This is a genomic window from Pelomonas cellulosilytica, assembly GCF_021353265.1.
In the GTDB taxonomy this organism is placed as follows: Bacteria; Pseudomonadota; Gammaproteobacteria; order Burkholderiales; family Burkholderiaceae_C; genus Pelomonas; species Pelomonas cellulosilytica.
In genome coordinates, this window is sequence record NZ_JAJTWU010000007.1 from 267068 (window position 1) to 289740 (window position 22673).

The 22673-nt window shown below is 61.8% G+C and carries 15 protein-coding genes; 6 read left to right on the plus strand and 9 right to left on the minus strand.

Annotated features, from left to right (window positions below; translation table 11 throughout):
* Positions 1-103 precede the first annotated feature (103 nt).
* The 5 genes from LXT13_RS18525 to LXT13_RS18545 all read left to right on the plus strand — a co-directional run bounded on the left by LXT13_RS18525 (position 104) and on the right by LXT13_RS18545 (position 6418).
* Positions 104-1669 carry a methyl-accepting chemotaxis protein gene (locus tag LXT13_RS18525; protein WP_304622825.1) on the plus strand — a complete coding sequence of 522 codons (1566 nt, stop codon included), beginning with the start codon at positions 104-106 and terminating at the stop codon, positions 1667-1669.
* A 57-nt stretch (positions 1670-1726) separates the two neighbouring features.
* Positions 1727-2641: a dihydrodipicolinate synthase family protein gene (locus LXT13_RS18530; RefSeq protein ID WP_233373434.1), complete on the plus strand. Its 915-nt coding sequence runs from the start codon at positions 1727-1729 to the stop codon at positions 2639-2641.
* A complete protein-coding gene (locus tag LXT13_RS18535) occupies positions 2638-3588 on the plus strand; it encodes a 4-hydroxyproline epimerase (RefSeq protein ID WP_233373435.1) in 951 nt (316 codons plus the stop codon). The genes LXT13_RS18530 and LXT13_RS18535 overlap by 4 nt, the downstream gene beginning before the upstream one ends.
* A gap of 118 nt (positions 3589-3706) precedes the next feature.
* Complete coding sequence (cfa, locus tag LXT13_RS18540) at positions 3707-4894, plus strand: cyclopropane fatty acyl phospholipid synthase (RefSeq protein ID WP_233373436.1); 1188 nt, start codon at positions 3707-3709, stop codon at positions 4892-4894.
* A 42-nt stretch (positions 4895-4936) separates the two neighbouring features.
* Positions 4937-6418: a peptide MFS transporter gene (locus LXT13_RS18545; protein WP_233373437.1), complete on the plus strand. Its 1482-nt coding sequence runs from the start codon at positions 4937-4939 to the stop codon at positions 6416-6418.
* Between the two features lie 278 nt (positions 6419-6696).
* Here the strand turns inward: LXT13_RS18545 and LXT13_RS18550 are convergent, their stop codons facing one another.
* From LXT13_RS18550 to LXT13_RS18585, 8 genes are all read right to left on the minus strand, one after another.
* The gene (locus tag LXT13_RS18550) at positions 6697-7350 is read right to left on the minus strand and encodes a phospholipase D family protein (protein ID WP_233373438.1); all 654 of its coding nucleotides are present in this window, start codon (positions 7348-7350) and stop codon (positions 6697-6699) included.
* Positions 7351-7664: 314 nt separating this feature from the next.
* Positions 7665-9296: a type I restriction-modification system subunit M gene (locus tag LXT13_RS18555; RefSeq protein WP_233373439.1), complete on the minus strand. Its 1632-nt coding sequence runs from the start codon at positions 9294-9296 to the stop codon at positions 7665-7667.
* On the minus strand, positions 9293-10408 hold the full coding sequence (locus LXT13_RS18560) for an AAA family ATPase (RefSeq protein ID WP_233373440.1): 1116 nt from the start codon (positions 10406-10408) through the stop codon (positions 9293-9295). Before LXT13_RS18560 ends, LXT13_RS18555 begins: the two co-directional genes overlap by 4 nt.
* Positions 10405-11610: a restriction endonuclease subunit S gene (locus tag LXT13_RS18565; RefSeq protein ID WP_233373441.1), complete on the minus strand. Its 1206-nt coding sequence runs from the start codon at positions 11608-11610 to the stop codon at positions 10405-10407. Before LXT13_RS18565 ends, LXT13_RS18560 begins: the two co-directional genes overlap by 4 nt.
* A 5-nt stretch (positions 11611-11615) precedes the next feature.
* Positions 11616-12770 (minus strand): RNA-binding domain-containing protein, encoded by a 1155-nt coding sequence (locus tag LXT13_RS18570; RefSeq protein ID WP_233373442.1) that lies wholly within the window; start codon positions 12768-12770, stop codon positions 11616-11618.
* A complete protein-coding gene (locus LXT13_RS18575; RefSeq protein WP_233373443.1) occupies positions 12752-15391 on the minus strand; it encodes a TrlF family AAA-like ATPase in 2640 nt (879 codons plus the stop codon). The genes LXT13_RS18570 and LXT13_RS18575 overlap by 19 nt, the downstream gene beginning before the upstream one ends.
* Positions 15391-18363, minus strand: coding sequence for a type I restriction endonuclease subunit R (locus LXT13_RS18580; protein ID WP_233373444.1), 2973 nt, complete (start codon positions 18361-18363; stop codon positions 15391-15393). The genes LXT13_RS18575 and LXT13_RS18580 overlap by 1 nt, the downstream gene beginning before the upstream one ends.
* A 71-nt stretch (positions 18364-18434) precedes the next feature.
* Complete coding sequence (locus tag LXT13_RS18585) at positions 18435-18626, minus strand: hypothetical protein (RefSeq protein ID WP_233373445.1); 192 nt, start codon at positions 18624-18626, stop codon at positions 18435-18437.
* A 333-nt stretch (positions 18627-18959) separates the two neighbouring features.
* Here LXT13_RS18585 and LXT13_RS18590 point away from each other — a divergent pair, with 333 nt between their 5' ends.
* Complete coding sequence (locus LXT13_RS18590; protein WP_233373446.1) at positions 18960-20021, plus strand: GSU2403 family nucleotidyltransferase fold protein; 1062 nt, start codon at positions 18960-18962, stop codon at positions 20019-20021.
* A gap of 333 nt (positions 20022-20354) precedes the next feature.
* Here LXT13_RS18590 and LXT13_RS18595 read toward each other — a convergent pair whose 3' ends face one another.
* A complete protein-coding gene (locus LXT13_RS18595; protein WP_233373447.1) occupies positions 20355-22622 on the minus strand; it encodes a TniQ family protein in 2268 nt (755 codons plus the stop codon).
* Between the last annotated feature and the right edge of the window lie 51 nt (positions 22623-22673).

Consider the following 22673-nt stretch of genomic DNA (forward strand, 5'->3'; position numbering starts at 1 on the left):
CGAACACCGTGGCATTGCAATTGGACGGCCACGCCACCCGACGAGACAATTTTTGGTTGGCCAGACGGCCTGGAACCCCAATACATCCAATCAGGGAGACCCGATGAATCTACTCAACAACATGCGCATCGGTATGCGGCTGGCGCTCGCGTTTGCCACCTGCATCGCCTTCAGCATCCTCCTCGCCGCGTATGCGCGCCATTCGCTGGTGCGCATCAATGACCAGCTGGAGATCATGGTCAACGACCGCCTCGCGAAGGTGGCTCAACTGAGCCAGTTCAAGGACAACGTCAACGTCATCGCGCTGGCCGTGCGCAACATCGTGCTGGCCGACAACGACGCCGAGACGCAACGCGGCGTCGGGCGGATTGCCGACGTGCGCCGCGCGGACGCCGAGATCATCAAGAGCCTGGACAACAGCATCCAGCGTCCCAAGGGCCGCGAGCTGCTCAAAGAGATCGGCGACGCCCGCGACGCCTACGCGGCGTCCATCGACCGCGTCATCCAGCTCCACCGCGCCGGCGAGAGCGCAGAGGCACGCAGCCTGCTGCTCGGCGAGGCACGCAAGAAGCGCGAGACCATGCTCGTTACGCTGAACGCGCTGATGGACTTCCAGCGGCAGCTGATGCAGGACTCGGCCAAGTCGGCGAACGACCTCGTCGATTTCGCAAGCGACACCGTGCTGGCGCTGGCCATCGCCGCCGGCGTGCTCGGCGCGACGCTGGCGTGGCTGATTACGCGCTCGGTGGTTGCGCCGATCCGCGAGGCGGTCCATGCGGCGGAGACGGTCGCCGGCGGCGACCTGCGGCTGCACCTGGCCAGCGAACGCCCGGACGAGGCCGGCCAGCTGCTGAATGCGCTGCAGCGCATGGCCGACTCGCTGGTGGGCATCGTCAGCTCGGTGCGCGGCAACGCCGAGAGCGTCGCCACGGCCAGCGGGCAGATCGCCCAGGGCAATGCCGACCTGAGCCAGCGCACGGAGGAGCAGGCCAGCAGCCTGCAGCAGACAGCCGCCTCGATGGAGGAGCTCAGCGCCACGGTCAACCACAACACTGATACCGCCCGCCAGGCCGCACAACTGGCCGACGCCGCGGCCCGCGTCGCGGAGACCGGCGGCCGCGTCATGAACGAGGTCGTCGGCACGATGGCACAGATCACGACCAGCTCCCAGAAGATCGCCGACATCATCGGCACCATCGACGGCATCGCGTTCCAGACCAACATCCTGGCGCTGAACGCCGCCGTCGAGGCGGCCCGCGCCGGCGAGCAGGGCCGCGGCTTCGCCGTTGTGGCCGGCGAGGTGCGCTCGCTGGCGCGGCGCTCGGCGGAGGCCGCGCGCGAGATCAAGACGCTCATCGGCGCCAGCGTGGAGCGCGTGGAGTCGGGCAACGCGCTTGTCGGCGAGGCCGGCCGCACGATGGACGACGTGGTGGGCCAGGTGCGCCGCGTGGCTGACCTGATCGGCGAGATCAGCGCCGCCAGCACCGAGCAGAGCAAAGGCATCGGCCAGGTGGGCGACGCCGTCAGCCAGCTCGACCAGGTCACGCAGCAGAACGCCGCGCTCGTGGAAGAAAGTGCCGCCGCGGCCGAAAGCCTGCGCAGCCAGGCCCAGGCGCTGGCGGAGACGGTGGCCGCCTTCAAGCTCGACGCCGCTGCTGCGCGGGCCTGACCCCGGCAACAGGCGCCGCTTCTGAGCGAACATCGGGCTCCCACAAGGAGCCCAGCGATGCACAACGTCCCCTGGCGCGGCGTCTTTCCCGCCGTCACCACCAAGTTCCACGCCGACGAGAGCCTGGACTTCGCCGGCACGGCCCGGCACATCGACTTCCAGATCCGCAACGGCATCCACGGTGTGGTCTGCTGCGGCTCGCTGGGTGAAGCCAGCACATTGACACTGGACGAGAAGCTGGCCGTGGCGCGCTGCGCGCTGGACGCCGCCAATGGCCGCGTGCCGGTGCTGGCTACCGTGTCGGAGGGCAGCACGCGCGAGGCGCTGCGTTTCATCGAGGGCGCGAACGCGCTCGGCGTGGCGGGTTACATGGTGATGCCATCGGTCATCTACGTGGCAGATGCCCGCGAGGCGATGGCCAATGTGCGCGCCTACGCCAACGCGGCACAGCGGCCGCTGATGGTCTACAACAACCCGGTCGCCTACCGCGTGGACCTGAGGCCCGAGCACTTCGCCGAGCTGGCCGACTGCGAGCATGTCGCCGCCATCAAGGAGAGCAGCGGCGACGTGACGCGCATCACCGACCTGCGCAACCTGCTGGGCGACCGTTACCGGCTCTTCATGGGCGTGGACGACCTCGCGTTCGAGGGCCTGGCGCTGGGCTGCGACGGCCTGCTGGCCGGCGTCGGCTGCGCCTTCCCGCGCGAGACAGTCACGCTGTTCGAGCTGATGCAGGCCGGCCGTTGGGACGAGGCCCGCGCGATCTACCGCTGGATGACGCCGCTTCTGCACCTGGACGTCTCCACCAAGCTGGTGCAGAACCTCAAGCTCATCGATGCGCTGGTGGGCGTAGGCAGTGAGCCCATGCGCCGCCCGCGGCTGCCGCTGGTGGGCGACGAGCGCGCCCGCGTGGAGGCACTCGTGGCGAAGGCGCTGGCCACGCGGCCCGATCATTGCCGCTCGCAGCCGTGAAGCGCATCCACGTCATCGACTCGCACACCGGCGGCGAGCCAACGCGCGTCGTCACCGCCGGCTTCCCGGACCTCGGCAGCGGCTCGATGGCCGAGCGCCGCGACCGCCTGGCCGGCGAGCACGATCGCTTCCGCCGCGCGACGCTGCTGGAGCCGCGCGGCAGCGACGTGCTCGTCGGCGCGCTGCTGTGCGCGCCGCAGGACCCAGCGCACACGGCCGGTGTCATCTTTTTCAACAACGCCGGCTATCTCGGCATGTGCGGCCACGGCACCATCGGCCTGGTCGCCACGCTGGCTCACCTGGGGCAAATCCAGCCGGGCGAGCACGTCATCGAGACGCCGGTAGGCGACGTGCGCGCCACGCTGCACGACGACGGCCGGGTGAGCGTGCGCAACGTGCCGGCCTGGCGGCTGGCGGCAGACGTGACCGTGACGCTGCCAACGGGTCAACTCGTCACCGGCGACATCGCGTGGGGCGGCAACTGGTTCTTCCTGTGCGCCGACCATGGCCAGGTGATCGCACCCGAACGCGTCGGTGCGCTGATCGACTACGCCGGCCGGCTGGCCGAGGCGCTGAACGCCCAGGGCCACCGCGGCGCCGGTGGCGCGGCCATCGACCACATCGAACTGTTCGCAGAGGCCGACCCGGCGCTGGCCGACAGCCGCAGCTTCGTGCTGTGCCCCGGCGGCGAATACGACCGCTCGCCCTGCGGCACCGGAACCAGCGCCAAGCTGGCCTGCCTCGCGGCACGCGGCAAGCTGGCGCCGGGCCACGTTTGGCGGCAGGCCAGCGTCATCGGCAGCGTGTTCGAGGGCTGGTACGAGGCTCACGCGGCAGAAGCGGCAAGCATCGTGCCCACGATCCGCGGCCAGGCCTTCATCAACGCCGAAGCGACGCTGCTGATCAACCCGGCAGACCCGTTCGGCTGGGGCCTCGCAAGCGCCTGACCCGCTGTTTACTGGGACATTGATCCATGGGGCTGCGGCGATGCGCCCCCGGCGGCACACTCGGTCCATCAGCCGGGCCCACGAGGCCTGGCGATGTCGTTGGAAGGAGCCGTCGCTCATGCAGTCCGAGCAAGCCGCGCTAACCCGCCCCCGCCGACCCCAGCCGCAACCGGCCGCGCATCCACCCCAGGTGCTGCGCGAGCTGCTGGCCCGCGCCGACGTACAGATCAACGGCACGCGGCCCTGGGACATGCGCGTCCACGACGCGCGGGCCTACCGCCGCATCCTGGCGCACTGGTCGCTCGGAGCCGGCGAGTCGTATGTCGACGGCGACTGGGACTGCGAACGGCTGGACATGATGTTCGAGCGGCTCATCCGCGCCGAGCTGGACCGCACCGTGCCGGGCCTAGCCAGGCTGAAGGTGCTAGCCGAGAGCCTGCGCCAGCGGCTGTTCAACCTGCAGACGGCCGAGCGCGCGCACCAGGTGGGCGAGCGCCACTACGACGCCGGCAACGACGTGTTCGAGGCCATGCTGGACGCTCGCATGATCTATTCCTGCGCCTACTGGGGCGCCGGCGCGCGGAACCTGGAACAGGCCCAGGAACACAAGCTCGAGATGATCTGCCGCAAGCTGGAGCTGCAGCCGGGCGAGACGCTGCTGGACATCGGCTGCGGCTGGGGCGGCCTGGCGCGCTTCGCGGCGCAGCGCCACGGCGCGCGCGTGACCGGCGTGACGATCAGCCGGGAGCAGTTGGCGCTGGCCGAACAGCGCTGCGAAGGGCTGCCCGTCACGCTGCTGCTGCAGGACTACCGCTCGCTGCAGGGTCGCTTCGACAAGATCGTCTCGGTCGGCATGTTCGAGCACGTGGGGCTGAAGAACTACGGCCTCTACTTCGACACGGCACGACGGCTGCTGGCGCCGGACGGCCTATTCCTGCTGCACAGCATCGGCGTAGACCGCAGCGCGCCGCACACCGATCCGTGGATCGAGCGCTACATCTTTCCCAACGGCAAGCTACCTTCCCCGCGCGAGCTGGCCGACGAGGTGGAGGGCCGCTTCGTCATCGAGGACTGGCACAACTTCGGGACCGACTACGACCGCACGTTGATGTGCTGGGCCGAACGCTTCGAGGCAGCCTGGCCGCGCCTGGCCCCGCGGTATGACGAGGCATTCCGACGCATGTTCCGCTACTACCTGCTCAGCTGCGCGGGCTTCTTCCGCTCGCGCCAGGGGCAGCTGTGGCAGCTGGTGCTGACGCGGCCCGAGCGGCGCGGCGCCTACCGCTCGTTCCGACCGCAGGCCTGACACACGGGACCTCCTGCAGCTTGGCCGGACAATCGCGGCCCCATGAACCGACTGCAACACCGTTGGGCCCGCATCCCGGAGGGATCGGCCGTCCTCTTCTCCATCCAGGTCTTCGCGACGCTGGGCTTCGCCGTGCTGCAGTCCACGCTGGTGCTGTACTGCACGCGGCGCCTGGGCTTCGGGAGCGACCAGGCAGCGCTGATGATGGGCCTGTTCGGCGCGTTCAACTACGGGCTGCACCTGTTCGGCGGCTACCTCGGCGGCCGGTTCCTGAGCAACCGCAACCTGTTCGTCGGCGGCATGGCGCTGCAGGTGCTGGGCTGCGGCACCATCGCCACCGGCTCGCTGGACGGGCTGTACTGGGGCCTGTCGCTGTTCCTGACAGGCAGCGGGCTGAACGTCACGTGCATCAACATGATGCTGACCCAGCGCTTCGAGCCGCAGGACGAACGCCGCGAGAGCGCCTTCCTGTGGAACTACGCGGGCATGAACGTCGGCTTCTTCGTCGGCTTCACGGTGGCGGGCCAGTACCAGCTGACCGAGGCCTACAGCACGATCTTCTGGTTCGCGACGCTGGGCAATGCCGGCGCCATCGTGCTGGCGCTGGTCTTCTGGCGCTCGCTGGCCGACCGCGACACGCCGCTGTCGCGCAGCCAGGGCATGGACTTCTGGGGCCGCTTCGCCGTCGGCCTGGCCGTGCTGGCAGGCCTCGTGCCGCTGCTAGCCTGGCTGCTGCGCCAGCCCGGCGACACTGCCATCGGCATGAAGGCGCTGTGCGGCGCGGTCGGCGCGGCGCTGGCCTGGGTCACGCTGCGCCACCCGGTGCCGGACGAACGCCGCCGCATGCTGGCCTACCTGGTGCTGGCGCTGGGCTCACTGGTGTTCTGGTCGCTCTACCAGATGGCGCCCAACGGGCTGCAGCTATTCGCCGTGGGCAACGTCTGGATGAACGTCTGGGGCGTGCCGGTCGCGCCGCAATGGGTACAGAACATCAACACGGTCGTCATCGTCATCGGCGGGCCGTGGCTAGCGGCGGTGTTTACACGCTGGCGCGCCCGCGGCTGGCCGGTGGACATCCCGGCGCAGTTCTCGGCCTCGCTGGTACTGATGGGGTTGGGCTTCCTCGCACTGCCGCTGGGCATCCACTTCGCCGATCCCGCCACCGGTCGCTCGGACTTCTTCTGGCTGTTCCTCAGCTACGTGCTGCAGAGCGTGGGCGAACTGCTGATCTCACCCGTCGGCTACGCCATGATCGGCCGCCTGGCACCACGGCAGTACCAGGGCGTCATGATGGGCGCGTGGATGCTCGTGACCGGGCTGGCGTCGCTCTTCGCCGGCGACTTCTCGGGCGTCGTCACCCAGCCGGTGGAAGGCGCGGCGCTGGCCACCAATGCAGCCTATGCGACGCTGTTCACGCAGTTGGCGGTGGGCAGCCTGGTGACCGGTGCGCTGCTGTTCGGGCTGAGGCCGTGGCTGAGGCAACTGATCGAAGGCCGGAGCGCAGCAACGGACGGAAGTCGCTGAAGGCACCGCCGGGCAACGTGTGTGCGCTGACTCATAAGCTGCAAGTTCAAGCCCTTATCTGACAAGCACTTAGCGAAGCTCCACTCACCATAAGCTGCAAGCTTCGACCCCCATAAGCTGCAAGTTTCCGCCAACATTAACGCATAAGCTGCAAGCCCTAGCTTCAAGGACGACGCATCGGACTGGCACTCTGACACCAGACCAGACCACTTCCCCATCGCTTGGCGATGCCGCAGCGCGATAGGAACCGCCCGCCACATGCGGTCGTATGGCTAAGGCTAGAGACGCTGCCAGGGGTACGAGAGAACCGTCTTGAGCAGCGGTCGCATCAGCCGCTCGACTTCATCGTCGAATTTTTCATCGTAAAACGCGATGTGAGGCGCGAGTCGACCGCCGCCCCAGTAGTGGAACGCATCGTGCACGGCTTGATCAGCATCTGCGTGCGTGCGCAGCCAATAGAAGCTGTCAGCCTCAACATTGACGCGCTCCGGTGACGCAACGAACTTGTGCTCGCTGTTCCCATACATCGTGGGACTTGTGAGATTGCTGCTGCCCACGATCGCCAGCACGGGTCGCTCCCCACTGACGAAAACTGAGACTTTCGCGTGCCATCTAAGTGCTTGCTCGCCAGTACGAGGCGCGCGTAGTCGATTGGCGCTGGTGTTGATCCCGCATTTGACGAGCGCGTCCCTGAGGGCACACATTGAATCCGCCTTCTCGTGGTATCCGCCATACAGGAACACCTCCTTTCCGCCCATCTCTTCGTCGATCTGGAAGTCAGGAGCCCAGTCCGCCAGCTCGGCGGTGAAATCGTTGAAAAAGCCGGAGGCGATATGGATGCTGTCGATGTCCCACGACCTGAGTGCGCGTATCAGCACGTCACGAAAATGGCTGTCTGAAAACTGCGTACGAACTGCGATTGCGATCGGCATTGCCGCTTGTCCTGTTAAACACATCCACCCTGAGTCCGTACATTGCGGCTGATTCTGCACGCCTGGAACGCCCGCAAGTTGCGACTTGTTCGACCAGCTGCAACTTGATCACGGGTGCACCGGCTCACCTCGAACCGCACAAAATTCGCCAACCGCCCCGACTCCGACATCTCGTCATACGACACCAGCAAGTAGGGCCATGGCTTGCTGCCGACCGACGCCGCATGGTCAGACGCTTACTTGCATCAACGCACCGCAGCAGCAGCCACAGTCATTGAGCTCGAAGAAGGCAGCCAGATTGCCAGCGGTAGCCCTTACCGTTCTACTTCGGCGCCGTAAGGGAGCGGTGGCAGCCCCAGTTCCTTGAGGAATTCATTGTGTTGATCGGTGGCTGCCCTGATCTTCTGATCCAACGCCACCAGCTCCGCATGCACGGCCGCCAGTTTGACTTCTTCCTCTGCCTCGGCCGTGCTCACGTAGCGCGAGATGTTCAGGTTGAAGTCGTGTTCCTTCTCGATGACTTCCAAAGGCACCCTACGCGAGTAGCGAGGCTCTTCCTTTCGGTAGCGGTAGGTATCGACGATTTTGTCGATGTGCTCGGGCAGCAGCTGGTTCTGCCGTTTGCCCTTCTCGAAGTGCTCAGCCGCGTTGATGAACAGCACGTCATCGGGCTTCTTGCACTTCTTCAGCACCAGGATGCACACCGGAATGCCCGTGGAGAAGAACAGGTTCGCCGGTAGGCCGATCACCGTGTCAATATGCCCATCCTTGAGCAACTTGGTGCGGATACGCGCCTCAGCCCCCCCACGGAACAGCACGCCGTGAGGCAGGATGATGGCCATCACGCCGTCCTGCTTCAGGAAGTGGAAACCATGCAGCAGGAAGGCAAAGTCAGCGGCAGACTTCGGTGCCAAGCCATAGTTCTTGAAGCGGGTGTCCTCGCCCAGCGCCTCGCTCGGTTCCCAGCGGTAGCTGAATGGCGGGTTGGCCACAACCGCGTCGAACTTCGGCATCTTGGCAGGGTTGGTTTCACGCAGCATGTCCCACTCGTTGAGCAGGGTGTCGCCGTGGAAGATTTCGAACTCCGAGTCCTTCACCCCGTGCAGCAGCATGTTCATGCGCGCCAGGTTGTAGGTGGTGATGTTCTTCTCCTGCCCGTGAATCGTGCCGATGCCATGCGGCCCCATCCGGTGGCGCACGTTCAGCAGCAAAGAGCCAGAACCGCAAGCGAAGTCGAGCACGCTGTCCAGATGCGAACGCTGGCCCGTGGCGGGCTCCTGACTGTCCAGCGTGACGATGGCCGACAGGATGTCTGAAATGCGCTGCGGCGTGTAGAACTCGCCAGCCTTCTTGCCCGAGCCTGCCGCGAACTGGCCAATCAGGTATTCATAGGCGTCGCCCAGGGTGTCGCTGTCGGTGGAGAACTGGCCCAGGCCCTTGGCGATTTCGGCGATGATCTTGCACAGGCGGGCATTGCGCTCGGCGTAGGTCTTGCCCAGCTTGTCCGACGCCAGGTTGATCTCCGAGAACAGCCCCCGGAAGGTGCTGGCGAAGGATTCTTCCTCGATGTATTTGAAGCCGGCTTGTAGCGTGATGAGCAACTCAGCGTGCTGTGTGCGAGCCATCTCGGCGATATTGCCCCACAGGTATTGCGGCTCAATAACGTAATGCACCTTGCGGCGCATTTGTTTCTCGAACTCGGGCACATCGTCTAGATTGCCTTCATACCATTGCTGCAGCGGCGTGGAGACCGAACCATCGATCTGCGGCGGGTAGTCCGACCCCAGCTCTTTCTGGGCGGCTGCTTCGTAGTTGTCCGACAGATAGCGCAGAAACAGGAAGGCCAGCATGTAGTCGCGGAAGTCATCCGCATTCATCGCGCCGCGCAGTTGGTCGGCAATGGCCCAGAGGGTCGCGCCCAGTTTTCGTTTTTCGAGATCGGTCATGATGTACCTGCTGTTGCGGCCTCAGGAGCCTGCGGGAACAAATCGGGATTGAATGGGTAGCGATTCAGGAAGTCGTTCAGAATCTTCTTGAAGTAAGCCTTGTTCTCATCGAGCATCTGCTGCGGCTCATATAGCGAATAGTTGCCGTGGCTGAGGATGTTGATCAGGCGCGTGTGCAGAATGCCGTCCGGGTCGTCATCGTCTTGCTTGATGCATACCGAGAAATTCTTGTGCCCGTGAAAGCTGGCCGTCTTCTCCAGAATCGTGCGCAGCATGTTGAAGTGGTGGGTAAACAACCGGTCTTCCTGCATAGCCTGGTACAGCTCGGCTAAGGCAGCTACGTGGTGGAAGAATGGCGTGTCGCCATCTTCGGGGCGCAGCAGATAGCTACCGCTTGCCGATTGTTTGTTGACGACATACCTGCGGGCCTTGCCCATCTCGTTGCACAGGACATTGAAGAACAAAGTGTGATGCGTGGAGATCACCGTCTTCAGCTTGTTGTCCTGCCGTTTAAGCAATTGCGCCAGATGGTTGGCAACGGCGATCGCATTGTGCTCATCCAGCGAGGAAATCGGATCGTCGATATACAAGTACTTCACCCACTGGTAAGCCTCGATCTCCGGGTCCATCGCCAGTTCGACCACGGCCAGGAAGAAGCACCAGATGAAGATGTTTTCCTCGCCGCGCGATACCTTAATGTTGTCAACGGTCTGCCCGTCTACCAAGCGCGAAAAGCGCACTGCCCACTCGGCGCCTTGAGTGTCGATGCGGAAATCGAAGTCTGCATAACGTCGCAGCAGCGGGCGGATGCGGTTGTCCATTTCCAGCTCGAACAAGCCCTGGAAAAAGCGCGAATCCCTATTGAGCAGCAAGCGGCGATCAGAATCGTCTGCCAGATCATTGTTCCAGTGGAACAGATCTTCGGTGAAGGCGTTGAAGTACAGGGTATCGCGGGCCTCGCCCTGCTTGCCCATGTCCTTGAAAGCCATGGACAGCCGAGTCTTGCCGGTGCCGTTGTAGGCGTAGAGCAGGATGGTTTTCTTGGCTTCCAGTTCCGCACGCAATAGGGTGGCAAGGGCAGTGAGGTCGGCAACGGTCTGGCCTGGCTTCACGCTGAAACCCCATCAAGTACGGGGAAAAGTTGCTGCATCAGGCCCATTTTGTGGGTCTTGAGTGCGCCTATTTTCTGGGCCTGGATGTCAATCGATTTATCGAGTGCTCCAAGGCTTTCTGCGATTCGCTCTTGCTCCCTCTTCTTGGGACAACGCACAATAATCTCTGAAAATGTTGTCTTGTTGATGATTGGAACCGCGTGATTTCCAGCCAACTCCGATATGCGCGCAGACTCTCGGAGTAACAGGTAGTAGATGAAATCTCCGGAGAAGTCGGCGAACGGAACCAGAGAGTTTATCTGTTGATTGGTCGCGCACCTAAACTTGTTCTGCGCGACCTTGCCAATCGTTGACCCAATGCAGACAAATAAAACGCTGCCTTCTGCAATTTGCCTTGTCTGCTCGAGGCCAAGCTTGGTTAGGGATGTTTTTGTTTTCTCAATAAATCGGTGATCTGAAATATCGGCAGGAGAAACGAAATCAAACTCGCCGCCATAGTATTGACGCTTTGATGTGCTCGGAGTGTTGCCTGTGATTACTTCCCCAAGCTGACCTATGCTCCACTCCGGCCATTCCTCTGTATCCGCAAATTCCGGGAAGCGCCGTTGAGGCAGCGTCTCACCCTCGCGGGGGAAAAGCTGTTGCATTAGGCCCGTTTTGTGTGTCTTGAGGGTGTCCAGCTTCCTGGTTTCCGCTGTGATCAGCTCATCAAGGGAAGACAGGCAGTCGGCGATTTTTTGTTGTTCTCCAGACTTGATGTCCGGAAAAACAACTGCACGCTCTTTCAGTATTGAAAAATGACGCTTGTAATCTTCCATCGCCAACTGACGGTGGCTGAGGGAATGGAACAGATATTCAGCGGAGATGGCGGATTTTGCTTTGAGAATTTTGATGCCATCGGCGCCTTGTGCAAATGGTTTGTCAACAAACTTGAGGGTGCAGGTGTGGTCGCCAAATACGATGAGTGGCAGCGATTCAGTAATTACAGCGCTCTCATCATCAGTCCAGCCGCAAATGGGTCCTTGGGACTGGTCGATGATGGGAAACTTACCTTGCATCCGATAGCTGGACGATTGCAGTTTCAAGGGGGGACTAACCGTAGTGATAAGTTGCTCCAACTTTTCACTACCCCATTCTGCGGCTTCTCGGAATTCAGGAAACCTCAACCGTGGAACCAAAGGGCATTCTACTTTTTCACTCATGCGCGTTACTCCTGCGGCCGCGCGACGATGGCCTTAAACAGATTCCCGACTCGGTCGTCGATTAGTTCAATCTGCGGCCAGGCTCGTAAGGCACGCAGTAGACCGCTACCCAGTCCGCGATACGGCAGGAGCTTGGCGGCAAACGATGCCAGGATGGGATTGCGCATATTGGAGTTGCCAGCCTTGATGTTCTCGATGGTCAGGTTGTTGGGCAGGTGGCCGGGACTGATGATCTCGACCCGATCCGCAAACACCAGAACACGGACCGGCGCGCTGACGAAGTAGTCGCGGTGGATGAGGGCGTTGGCGACCAACTCTTCCCAGACGATGCGCGGAATCTCAGGCTGGCCCTGGGTGTTGAAGCCCTGCTCGCCCTGCGCGGCTCGGGTGTTGGCGACGATGAAGCCCAGCGTCTGCTGGAACACATCAGCCAGCTTGCCGGTGATGTCCCGGCTGTCGATGTAGCGCTCGTCCTCGATCTCTGTGCCGACAAAAGCGACGGCCTTGACGATGAAGGCGGGTAGCGCGTACTGCGGTGTCTTTGCGAATAGCAGGCCGCCCGCCACGTTGAGCTGCCCCTGGTTCATCAGGTTCATGTTGGTCAGCAACTGTGGCAGCGGCTGGTTGTGCTGGGCGAGTGGCTCACCGAATTGCTGCTCGAAAAAGGCTTCGAAATAGGGCATGTCCACATCGCCCGCGCTCAAGCCCGCCACGGGCGTTTCGTCGGCGTGCACCAAGCCCGCCTGCTGGAACAGCCGCTGCAATTCCTCGCGCGAGGTGGCGCGGCGCTTGTCCGAGCCGTTCTTCACCCAAATTGCGCCGTTCTTGTCCATGTAGGGCTTGTTAACGCCCTCAGCGATGGAGAGCACCAGCACCGTGCCTGCCGGGTGGGGCACGTTTTCCGTGAGCGGGTTCACGGCGGGACGCACGACCTGTGAGGCCACGTTGGCGATGAGGAGGTTGAGACGAGAAACGTCGGCGCCGGATAGGCCGCGTACCGAACCGTCGTCGTTCACCCCGATGAAGATGCGCCCACCAGCGGTGTTGCTGAAGGCAACGATCTCTGCCGCCAAGGCGTCGGCATTGTTCATGTCCGTCTTGAACTGCTGCCGACTGTCCTCGCCTCGGCTGAGCAGGTCGATCAGCTCTGTGGTTTCCATAAGTTGTAGACCTCTTTGCGACGGTTGAAGGCTTCTTGGCCTCCTTCCATGATTTTGATGATGGCGTCCTGCACTGGACGGGCGTCGATGCTTCCGCTTCGCGTGGCGACCTTCTCGTCCTGGTATTGGCAGGCGTGCACCTGCTCGGCGTCACCCAGCACTGGAAAGTTTGCGTTGTGGGTGGCGAAGATGAACTGGGCGTAAGGTTTCATCTCACGCAGCAGCTTGATCACATCGTCGTAGATGGTCTGGTTGTCCAGATCGTCTTCCGGTTGGTCGATGATGATCACGTCGTTCTGGCGTTGGCTGAGCACATACAGCAGCAGCGCTGAAGCGCGCTGCCCGAGAGAGTGGTGCTTCAACTCTTTGCCGCGATAGCGGATGACGAAGCGGTTGGGCACCTGCCAGCTGACGAACTCAGTCAGGTTCTGCATGAAGGTCTTTTCGAAGACCTCGGGTGTGCTACCGGCCTTCGCCAAGGCTCCCGGCAGGGCACGCAGGAGGCCGCCGAAGTCGGCATAGTCCTCCATTACTGCGCGCAGGGTGGTTTCGCGGATGTTGCTGCCCTTGAAGAGTTGCTGCATGAAGCTGATCGCGGCTTCCTTGTCGCCCTTGAAGTCGGCTTCGATCTGCAGTGCAGTGTGGCCAGCGTTCACGCCGTCCAGTTCCGCCTTGATGGTGTTGAACTCGCGCAGCCAGAGCTCATTGAGCTTGTCTATCTCTGCAAACAGTGCGTCGCGGATGCTGGTCTGCTGTGATTCCTGCTTGGCCAACGCCTCCAGCATTTGCTCCGACTTGGTCTTGCGTTGCTGTTGGGTCAGGAAGTCGTCCGGCTGGATAGCTGTCATGCCGGTTTGCTTGAGCTCCTGAGCCAGTTGGCGCTCGACTTGTGCGAACTCCTCCCGAAGATTCTTGCTTGCGCCTTCAAACTCGCCCTGTTTGGCCTGGAGGCGACCCGCAATGGCTCGCGCGTCTTGCTCGATCTGCTTGAGCTGATCGACCTTGGCAACGAGCTTGGAGAACTCGGCGTAGTAGGCCGTGAAGAAATCTGGGTTCTGCTTGGACACGTAACTCGTCGCGTTGCGCAACTCGTCCTCATGCTCGGCAATCAATTGCCCCAGGGCGAGGATGAAGCTGTCTGCCCGCTCCTTCATGCGCGCGAGCGCAGTGGCGTCCTGCTGGAAGCCGAGGCGCTTTTGGAGCTTGTCCGCAACGCCGTGCTCCGCGAACTTGGTCAGACGGAAATTGGCATCATTGAGCTGGGTCTCGAAGTCGCGCTTGAGTTCGGCCGTGTTGCTGAGCTTGAGCCAGCGCTGAGCAGCGTCGCGCACACGCTGGCGTTGGGCCTCGATCTCGTCACGCAGCACACGCAGCTTCTCGCCAACCAGCTTTTCCACCAGATCGGTCTCGAAGCCTTCGCCGGTGCTGGAAAGGTCTTTCTGGCCGAAGTAGATCGGGCGACGCAGTACGGTCTCCCGGATCGACACGCCGGGCTGCAACTTGCCGCCTAGGTAGACGTTCGGCGCTTCGCGGAAGATGCGGGAGATGGTGAACTCCTGTCCGTACACGTCGCAGGCTGTCAGCGTGACCTTGCCGCCGCTGCCAAGGGTGTGCCGGATCAACTCGTCCTTGTACTTGGTGTCCTGCGCTTTCTCACCTCGTGGAATATCGAGGGCGTAGCGCACCGCCTCCAGGATGGATGACTTGCCGCTGCCCCGGATGCCGATCAGCGTGTTGAGTTCGGAAGAGAAGTGCAGCGTCTGCCCATCGAGGATGCCCCCGTCGAAGTGGATGCTGCGGATGTGCGACGCCTGATGCTTGGGTGGCTCCGTGGCGACCCGCGCAGCGGGATCGCTCAAGGCAAACTTGACCGCCTCAAAGGACAGCTCGCCCAATTTGAGATAGCAGGCTTTGCCCTGACCGATATCCTCTACGCATTTGGCGTCACAGCCTTCGAGTTCGGCGGGGTACCAGTCACCTAGATGCTGCTGCGCTTTGGTCCGGCAGGGCTTGTTCTTCTCTTGCTGCTTGTTGTACGTGCGTACCTTCTGGAAGCCCAGGGTGCGGCGGCGGAAGAACTCGTTCTGGCCTAGTTCGGCCAGACGCCCCCCATCCAGCTCGGCCCAGAGCCCGCTCGGTGCTTCGACGTGGGCAAAGACAAGGAAAAAGTCGCGATGGTAGCTTTCCAGCTTCTTGATAGTTTCCAGCAGCGACAGAGAGGAACGCCCGTTTTCCTGCTCGTACTGGGCTGGGACTTTTCCTTCAAACGCAACGCCCAGGAAGGGGTTTATATGGTCATGACCATCGGCCAACCAGTCCTCGGAAAAGACAACAAGCGTATGAATGCCATTGGCACCGTCATTGACCGACAGCTCGACACCGGGCAGCAGTGCGATGCCTTTTTTCAGGGCTGTCTTGCGTAATGCCTTGAATTCCTCGAAGTCGAACTTGTTGTGATTGGTGATGATTCCCAACTGGATGCCCGCGTTCTCTAGTGCATCCACATAGTTGCTGTTATAGAAGTTGTCATCACCCGTGAACTTGAACTCGCGGTCTGCGCGGGTGTGCAGATGGAAGTCTGCGCGAATCCACTGTGCCCCTTGTGCAAAGACGGCCCCCATCATCGTCCCTCCTCATATGCGGCCAGACCAGCGATCTCTCGGCCCTGGGCGAGCTTTTGCAGCAGTGGAGCCAGCTCTTCCATCAGGGCCAACTCCTTCACACGCCGGCTCTTCCAGTTGAGTCCGAGCGGTTCTAGAAAGTCGGTGAGCTTCTCTCCGTCGAAGATGCGGCGTCGCAGGATTTCATCGACAAAGCCTTGCAGGGCGTCAGGCTCAAGCCCATGGCGGTTGGCAATATCGGTCAGTTCCCGTGCTTTCTTCTCTGCCTTGAAACGGTCAAATCCGCTGCGGATTTGCTTCTCGTCCAATGCTTCATTGACCGGCAGGCCCCGGATGTACTCGGCAATGTCCCCGCGCTCATCGATGAACTTGGCGTCGGACTGGATCAGACCGATGAGCTGCTCCCGGTTCATGGTGAGCTTGCCGGGCTTTTGCTGCGTCAGCTTCGCAATGAGGCCCATGATGTAGTCGTAGTCGATCACCGCCGATGCGAAGAGCACGAACTCGAAATCAAGCTGCTGCACTTCGGGCGGAGCCTGATCGCGATCCTGCTGTTCCTTCAGCCGTTTGGCAGTCTCCAGGTACACCCCTTTGAAGCCTTGCAGCTGATCGGGCGGCGCAATCTGGGTGATCTGCGCCTTCTGTTCTTCGGAAAGATCGGTGTATTGATCGAGCTGGGTCTTGAGGCGCTGCACTTCCTTGAACAGGTTGACGAACTGCGCCCGAGCGGCGTCGCCCTTTAGGTTGGCTACCTCTTCCGGCGCATTGGCCACGCCTTGTGACTGCATGAAGTCAGCCAGCTTCTGGGTGGCCGTCTGCAGGTTGTCGATGACCTTGGGCGCAGGGTCTACGAGCCAAATTTCGCGCGGGTTGTCGATCTTCTCGCCGGAGAAGAGCGCAATCGCCTCTTCGACCGGCTTCTGCTGCTGGCGGAAGTCGAGGATGTTGCCGTAGGGTTTACTGTCGTTCAGCACGCGGTTAGTCCGCGAGAACGCTTGGATCAAGCCATGGTGCTTGAGGTTCTTGTCCACATACAGCGCGTTGAGGTACTTCGAGTCGAAACCTGTCAGCAGCATGTCCACCACGATCGTGATGTCGATCTTCTGCGCAGCTGGTAGATCGGTGTTCGGGTACTGCTGGTCCTTGATGCGCTTCTGCACGTCCTGGTAGTACAGGTCGAACTCGCCGATGCGGTGGTTGGTACCGAAGCGGGCGTTGTAGTCAGCGACGATACGGGTGAGCGCCGCTTTTTTGCCTTCAGGGTCCTGCTGGTTGTCTTCCTTTTCTTGCGGCAGGTCTTCCTGAATCTGCTGCACGTCCTTGTTACCCTCGGCGGGCGGGGAGAACACGCAGGCAATGTTCAGCGGGCGGAATTCGAGGTCTTGCTCCGCTCGCTGCTTCTGAACGTTGGCAAATAGTTCGAAGTACTCGATAGCATCATTGATGCTGGCGGTCGCCAGCACAGCGTTGAACTTGCGCCCATTGGTAGCGGCGTCGTGCTTGGCCAGGATGGTTTCAATGACCTTCAGTTTGGCAATGCCTTCGCCGGGCTTGGGCGGATTCTTGCCCTCGGGCTTGAAGTAGTCCACGTGGAAGCGCAGGACATTGCGGTCCTCAATGGCGTGGGTGATGGTGTACTGGTGCAGGCAGCGCTGGAATAGATCGTCGGTGGTACGGTAGCTGGCCTGCTGTCCCTCAATTTGTTGATAGCTGGCGTTCTTTTCAAAGATTGGCGTGCCAGTGAAGCCAAAGAGCTGAGCGTTGGGGAAAAACTCTTTGATGGCTTTGTGGTTCTCGCCGAACTGCGAGCGGTGGCATTCGTCGAAAATGAATGTGATGCGAGCTTCGCGCAGCGCCTCCAAACGCTCTTTGTAGTTGCGCTTATTGGTGCCGTCCAGAGCCAGGCCCAGCTTCTGAATAGTGGTGACGATAACCTTGTCGGCGTAGTCGTCGGACAGCAGGCGGCGTACCAGCGCTTCTGTGTTGGTGTTCTCTTCGACGCAGCCTTCCTGGAAGCGGTTGAATTCCTCACGGGTCTGGCGATCCAGGTCTTTGCGGTCCACCACAAACAGGCACTTGTCGATGTCCGGGTTGTCCTTGAGCAGGGTGGACGCCTTGAACGAAGTCAGCGTCTTGCCTGACCCGGTGGTGTGCCAGATGTAGCCGTTGCCGCAGTTCTGGTGGATGCACTCCACGATGGCTTTGACGGCATAGATTTGGTACGGCCGCATCATCAGCAGCTTCTGCTCGCTGGCCACCAGCACCATGTAGCGGCTGATCATCTGGCCCAAGGTGCACTTGGCCAGGAACTTCTCAGCAAAGCTATCGAGCTGCGTGATCTTCTTGTTGTCCTCGCTGGCGAACTGGTAAACCGGCAAGAAGCGCTCATCAGCGTTGAAGCTGAAGTGCCGCGCGTTGTTGTTGGCGAAGTACCAGGTATCGCTGCGATTGCTGACGATGAAGAGCTGCAGGAAGCACAGCAGCGTTTTGCCGTAGCCATTGCCGGGATCGATCTTGTAATCAACGATCTGCTGCATGGCCCGGCGTGGGCTGACGGCCAGGGTCTTCAGCTCGATTTGCACTACCGGCACACCGTTGATGAGCAGCATCACGTCGTAGCGGTGATGGCTGTTATCGGTGTTCATACGCAACTGATTGACGACCTCGAAGTCGTTCTTGCACCAGTCCCTGATGTTCACTAGGCTGAAGTTCAGCGGCGTTCCGTCGTCTCGCTCAAAGCTGTTGAAGTTGCGCAGCGTCTGGGCTGCGTTGTAAACATCTGGGGTGACGATGCCATCGAGGAGGCGCTGGAACTCGCTGTCGGTCAGATGTACCCGGTTGAGCGCTTCGAACTTGGCGCGGAAGTTGGCTTCCAATGCGGCGCGATCGCGGATTTCCGGGCGATAGGTGTACTTGAGGTCGCCGAGCTTGCTGATCAGGTCCAACTCGATTTGGTGTTCGGTGGTCGTCATGAGTCTGTTCCTGCCGTCATGGATTCGTTGATGTGGCGGGCAGGTAGCACCCTGTGGCTCGAGCAGCCATGTCAAGCCCCCGCCTTTGCCGGCTCTCCGTTCGGGCGGTCCAGTTTCAAGTCATGACTGCGCGCGTACTCCAGCACCAGGATCTCGATCATCGATGCCACCGAGCGACGCTCGCGATCAGCCGCCAAACGCAAAAGCTGCTTGATCTCGGCGGAGGTGCGGATGGAAAGGGTTTCGTCCTTCAGGCGTGACATGGCAGCGTCTCGTCAATGGTGTCACGCAAATGTACTGCCTTTGCATGCCTTCGCGCAATGCAATGTTGCACCATTTCCTGTTCCCCTGGGGGGCCGCGGAGCTGAAGCTGCTAAGGGACTTCCTCGCCGCGGCCCGTCGCCAGGCACGGCCAGAGGCGCCATCTCAGCAACGAATACATCCAAGGGCGCTGCCGAGTGCTTGGCGAAGTCGCGGGCGCACCCTGCCGGCCTCACCGAGCACCGAACTTCTCTCGCTCGACTTGTCGAGGGACTTGAAATACCAAGTCAAGCGAGACCGCATTTACCATACAACTTGAGTTTTGTATGGTAACCATGAACCTACTCTCTGTTGAACTTTCCCTCGGTGCACAGACCTCGTACGCCGAGCTCTATGACATGGCCCGAAGTGTTACCAGCGATAGATTCGCGACCTTGCGGGGCTCGTTCCACCGTCGGCAGATCAAGAACAGGAGCTACGTCTACTTCAATTTCCGAGACGCCGACGGCCATGTCCGCTCAACCTATGTGGGACCGGCCGGTGGCCGCGTAAAGGAACTCGTCGACGAGTTCGAGCATGCCAAGACTGCCAGTCGCATTGAGGCTCTGGCCCAGCGCGCCCAGGCCAGCATGGCATTGGGATGCTGCCCACTGCCGGACAAGCATTTCAGGATCATCCACAAGTTGGCCAACTATGGCGTCTTCCGCTGGCGCGGGGTTCTGGTTGGAACGCACGCATTCGTCGCCATAGGCAACATGCTGGGCGTGCGGTGGAAGGACAGCGAGACGACGATGGGTCTCGAGTTCGCCGATGCTGATGGCCAAATCTTGATCGCGCTCCCTGCCGATCCTGAGATACCCACCCACGACACGATCTCATCGCTCGAGATAGGGCTACTGCCGGTCCGGGAGTTCTCTGGCCTTACCTCCGCTCAACGTCGCAACCAAGAGGCGCCCGCACTAAGGATCGAGTTCATGACGCCCGCCGGTAATGGTCATCAGGTAATACAGGTCCCCGAGCTGAACATTGCATTGCAGCCAAGGAGTTTCACGGAGTTCTTGCTCGAAGACACATGTCCAGGGGTGGCCTTTTCCAAGTCTGGCGCTTGCGCGGTAAATCTGCCGGCCCCAGAGCGTCTAGCGGTCCATCGCCTCATCATCCACGGCGAGCGACAGGTCACCGTGCGCACCAAGTCATCCAAGGGCCACGCGCAGTCCATGGGTCTGGCACAAGCCGCTGCGCTGATTGAGTGGCACACGGATCGGAACCGCAGCGCACCATTGCGCGAGGCTTGGCAGGACGCGCTGGCACGCGGGTCGAACTGGCGCAAGAGCGCTGAGCAAGGGCGCGATGCGCTGCTGAAGCAGCACCCTGAGCTGGCCGAGGTATTTGACTAACTGATCCACGACCGCCGCTAACGCCGCCAATGAAATACGGCTCAGCCAGACAAGCCTCGGCGCATCCGTCCCAACAGCGCCGCCGGTTGGTGCCGCCCCGACGCCGTGCGCATCACCTGCGCCGGCGTTGCCCCGCCGAGCTCAATCAAGGGGTCCTTGAGCTATGCCCCAAGCCAGGCCGCGAGATCTATCGTGCTGTCGGGCTCACCGCTCTGCCCAAGAAGTTGGCGCAACTTCCCCAGCAATTCATTCTTGGCGTGGTCGACATGCATGGACGGATCCAATCCATTGTTGAGAGCGGCGGCGGGATTTCGAGCGGTCCAGCGCTGGCCATCATGCTGCGGGACCAGGGCGTGCGTCGATGTGCGCGTCGAGCATTTGAAGAAGTTCGGGATTAGCGTGCAGGACGTTCCTGTTGACGCCACACGCCTGCGCAATCTGCAACTTGTTCAGCTTCGCGCCTCGCCGCGGCAAGGGCAGCCCACTCGCCGTCAGCCGCTGAAGGTACTGCTCTATGCGTAACTCCGGAGATTCGGTGATCGACAACTGGAACCTAAGCCCATCATCATGATTGGCGCGCTGCAGCAGCCTGCCGATCTCCGCATCCTTCGAGAACAAGCCACGATCGAAACCACACGCACGCGCGATCTCGGCTTTATTGGGAACGTTGCCTTTGCGAGGAAGCCTCACGCCGGAGCGCGCGAGATCTTCCAGATACCGCCTGAGCGCCTCGCCAGGCGATGGTCGCAGACGCCCGCGATGTGCTGGCCGCAATTCCCGAAGTCGGGATGCTTGTTCTCGCGGAACGAAGGCCGCGCATCCCCCTCGCCCAGCCGGGATTCGCAGAAGGGTCAGCCCCGCTTGCTCAGAAAGGTGCAACAACGTCGCGGCCTTGGTCCGCAAGTCCACGGCTATCAGCGGCAGCGGCACATACCGTTCAAGAAAGGAGTCGACCGATGCCTTCAGCACCCGCCCGTGTGGCACCGACTTGGCGTGAAGGTGGCCTCCAGCCACCAGTGCAACGACAACCGCAGTGCTGCACGCAAGCATCTTGCCGGCATCCGTCCGCGAGATGGACGCTCCCGAGGCCCGGCTCGCTCGAGCATAGGCGTCTACCGTCGACCGCAGGAACACAAGCTCGGCTTGACCACTGCCAGGCACGCGGAATCCCTCGACGTCGCCGTCAAGATAACTCCCGAGGAAGGCCGCCTTGTGGCCGGCGCCGCCGAAACGCGTCTGCCTCATGACAGCGTCCAGCGTGATGGTGTCGCGAGCCGGTACGTCCACAGCCAGCGGGCCAGCCGTCGCAGCACGGCCCAGAAGCTTCAACCGAAAGACTTCCACATCTGCGCTGTGGTACCCCCGCTTCATGGCGGGGCTGTTTGCGGCCACATAGTGCGATCCCTTCAATGCGGCCAACACCGCGACAGGGATCCCGAGCAGTCGGGCTGCGAGCCTCTCCTCGATGATTTGGCCTGGCGCGTCGGATTTCGCGGGCAGTTCCGAAGCGTCGGCTACGTATCGCGTTCGGCTCCCGCTTTCCACGGCCTTGATCGACAGTTTTCCTTCTTCAGCCCATTTGGACAAGGTCCGAGGATCGATGCCTGTGCGACGCGCCAGCGCCGCCCGAGACGTGAATCGCGGATCTGTACCCACAGACAGCATCCGCGCATCGACGAGGCCCTCTCCCCACTGTTGCGCGCCAAACTGGATAAACTCGCCGCGCAAGAATGCATGCTCAGGCCTGCCCTTCAGCATGGTTGAGTAAAACACGCCCAGCCTCGCAACGAGGCTGGGAGAGTGCGTCTTCGCACCCGGCAGTTCGCCCAGCTTGCGGAGCAGTTGATGGAACTGCATGGGCCACTCGGCGAGCGATTCGGCGGCCGCTTCAACGATGGCCTCGTCGCTGCCCTCCGAGCTTCCTGATGCCGCCAGCAGCGCGAAGCTGCCGAGTTGCCGAACGAGCGCGACAAGCTCTTTCAGCGAGAGCATCGCCAACACGCCAGATGGCAGCAATCCCGGCGCCGATGGCGATGGCAGTTCCCCGTGCAACTTGGATCGCAGCGCTTCCATTAACCCGACGACCGCGTCACTTGCGCCGGGACGGACAGCTTCGCGCAGGTCCGCGCCGCATTTGCACTGCAAAAGCCCAGGACGGAACCAGGACAGCCCCAGGCCGCAGACCGGGCAGGCCTTCGTCAAAACCGTTCGGTGCCTGGGGCACGCAATCACGATCCCCAGATCCCAGAACGCGTCGATGAAGCCCATCTCATCGGCGCAGCAGGGACAAAATGCCGGGTGCCGCAGCCGCAGTGGCCGACACGCTGACGAGTCGCCAAGGTGGTGGCCCAACAACTGATACCCGATCGTTTTGCCGGAGTCTCGATAGGCAATCGCCTCGTAGGCCGTGAGGGGCCGCCCCGTCAGGGAGGAAAGCTTGTGGTGAGGAAAGCCTGGCGAGGCCATCTCACCTTGATGAATGCCGGCCTGCACGAGAACATGCCAGGGCGAGTCGTAGCCGTTCTCCTCGGAGAGGCGCAGCACATAGCCCAGCAGGCTCTCCGTCGGACGCGGTGAGGGAGTTCGCAGAAGAAGGGGCATGAATCGGGTACGGTGAAACGATGCGCTCGCTCGGCGTCAGCCGAGCGAGCC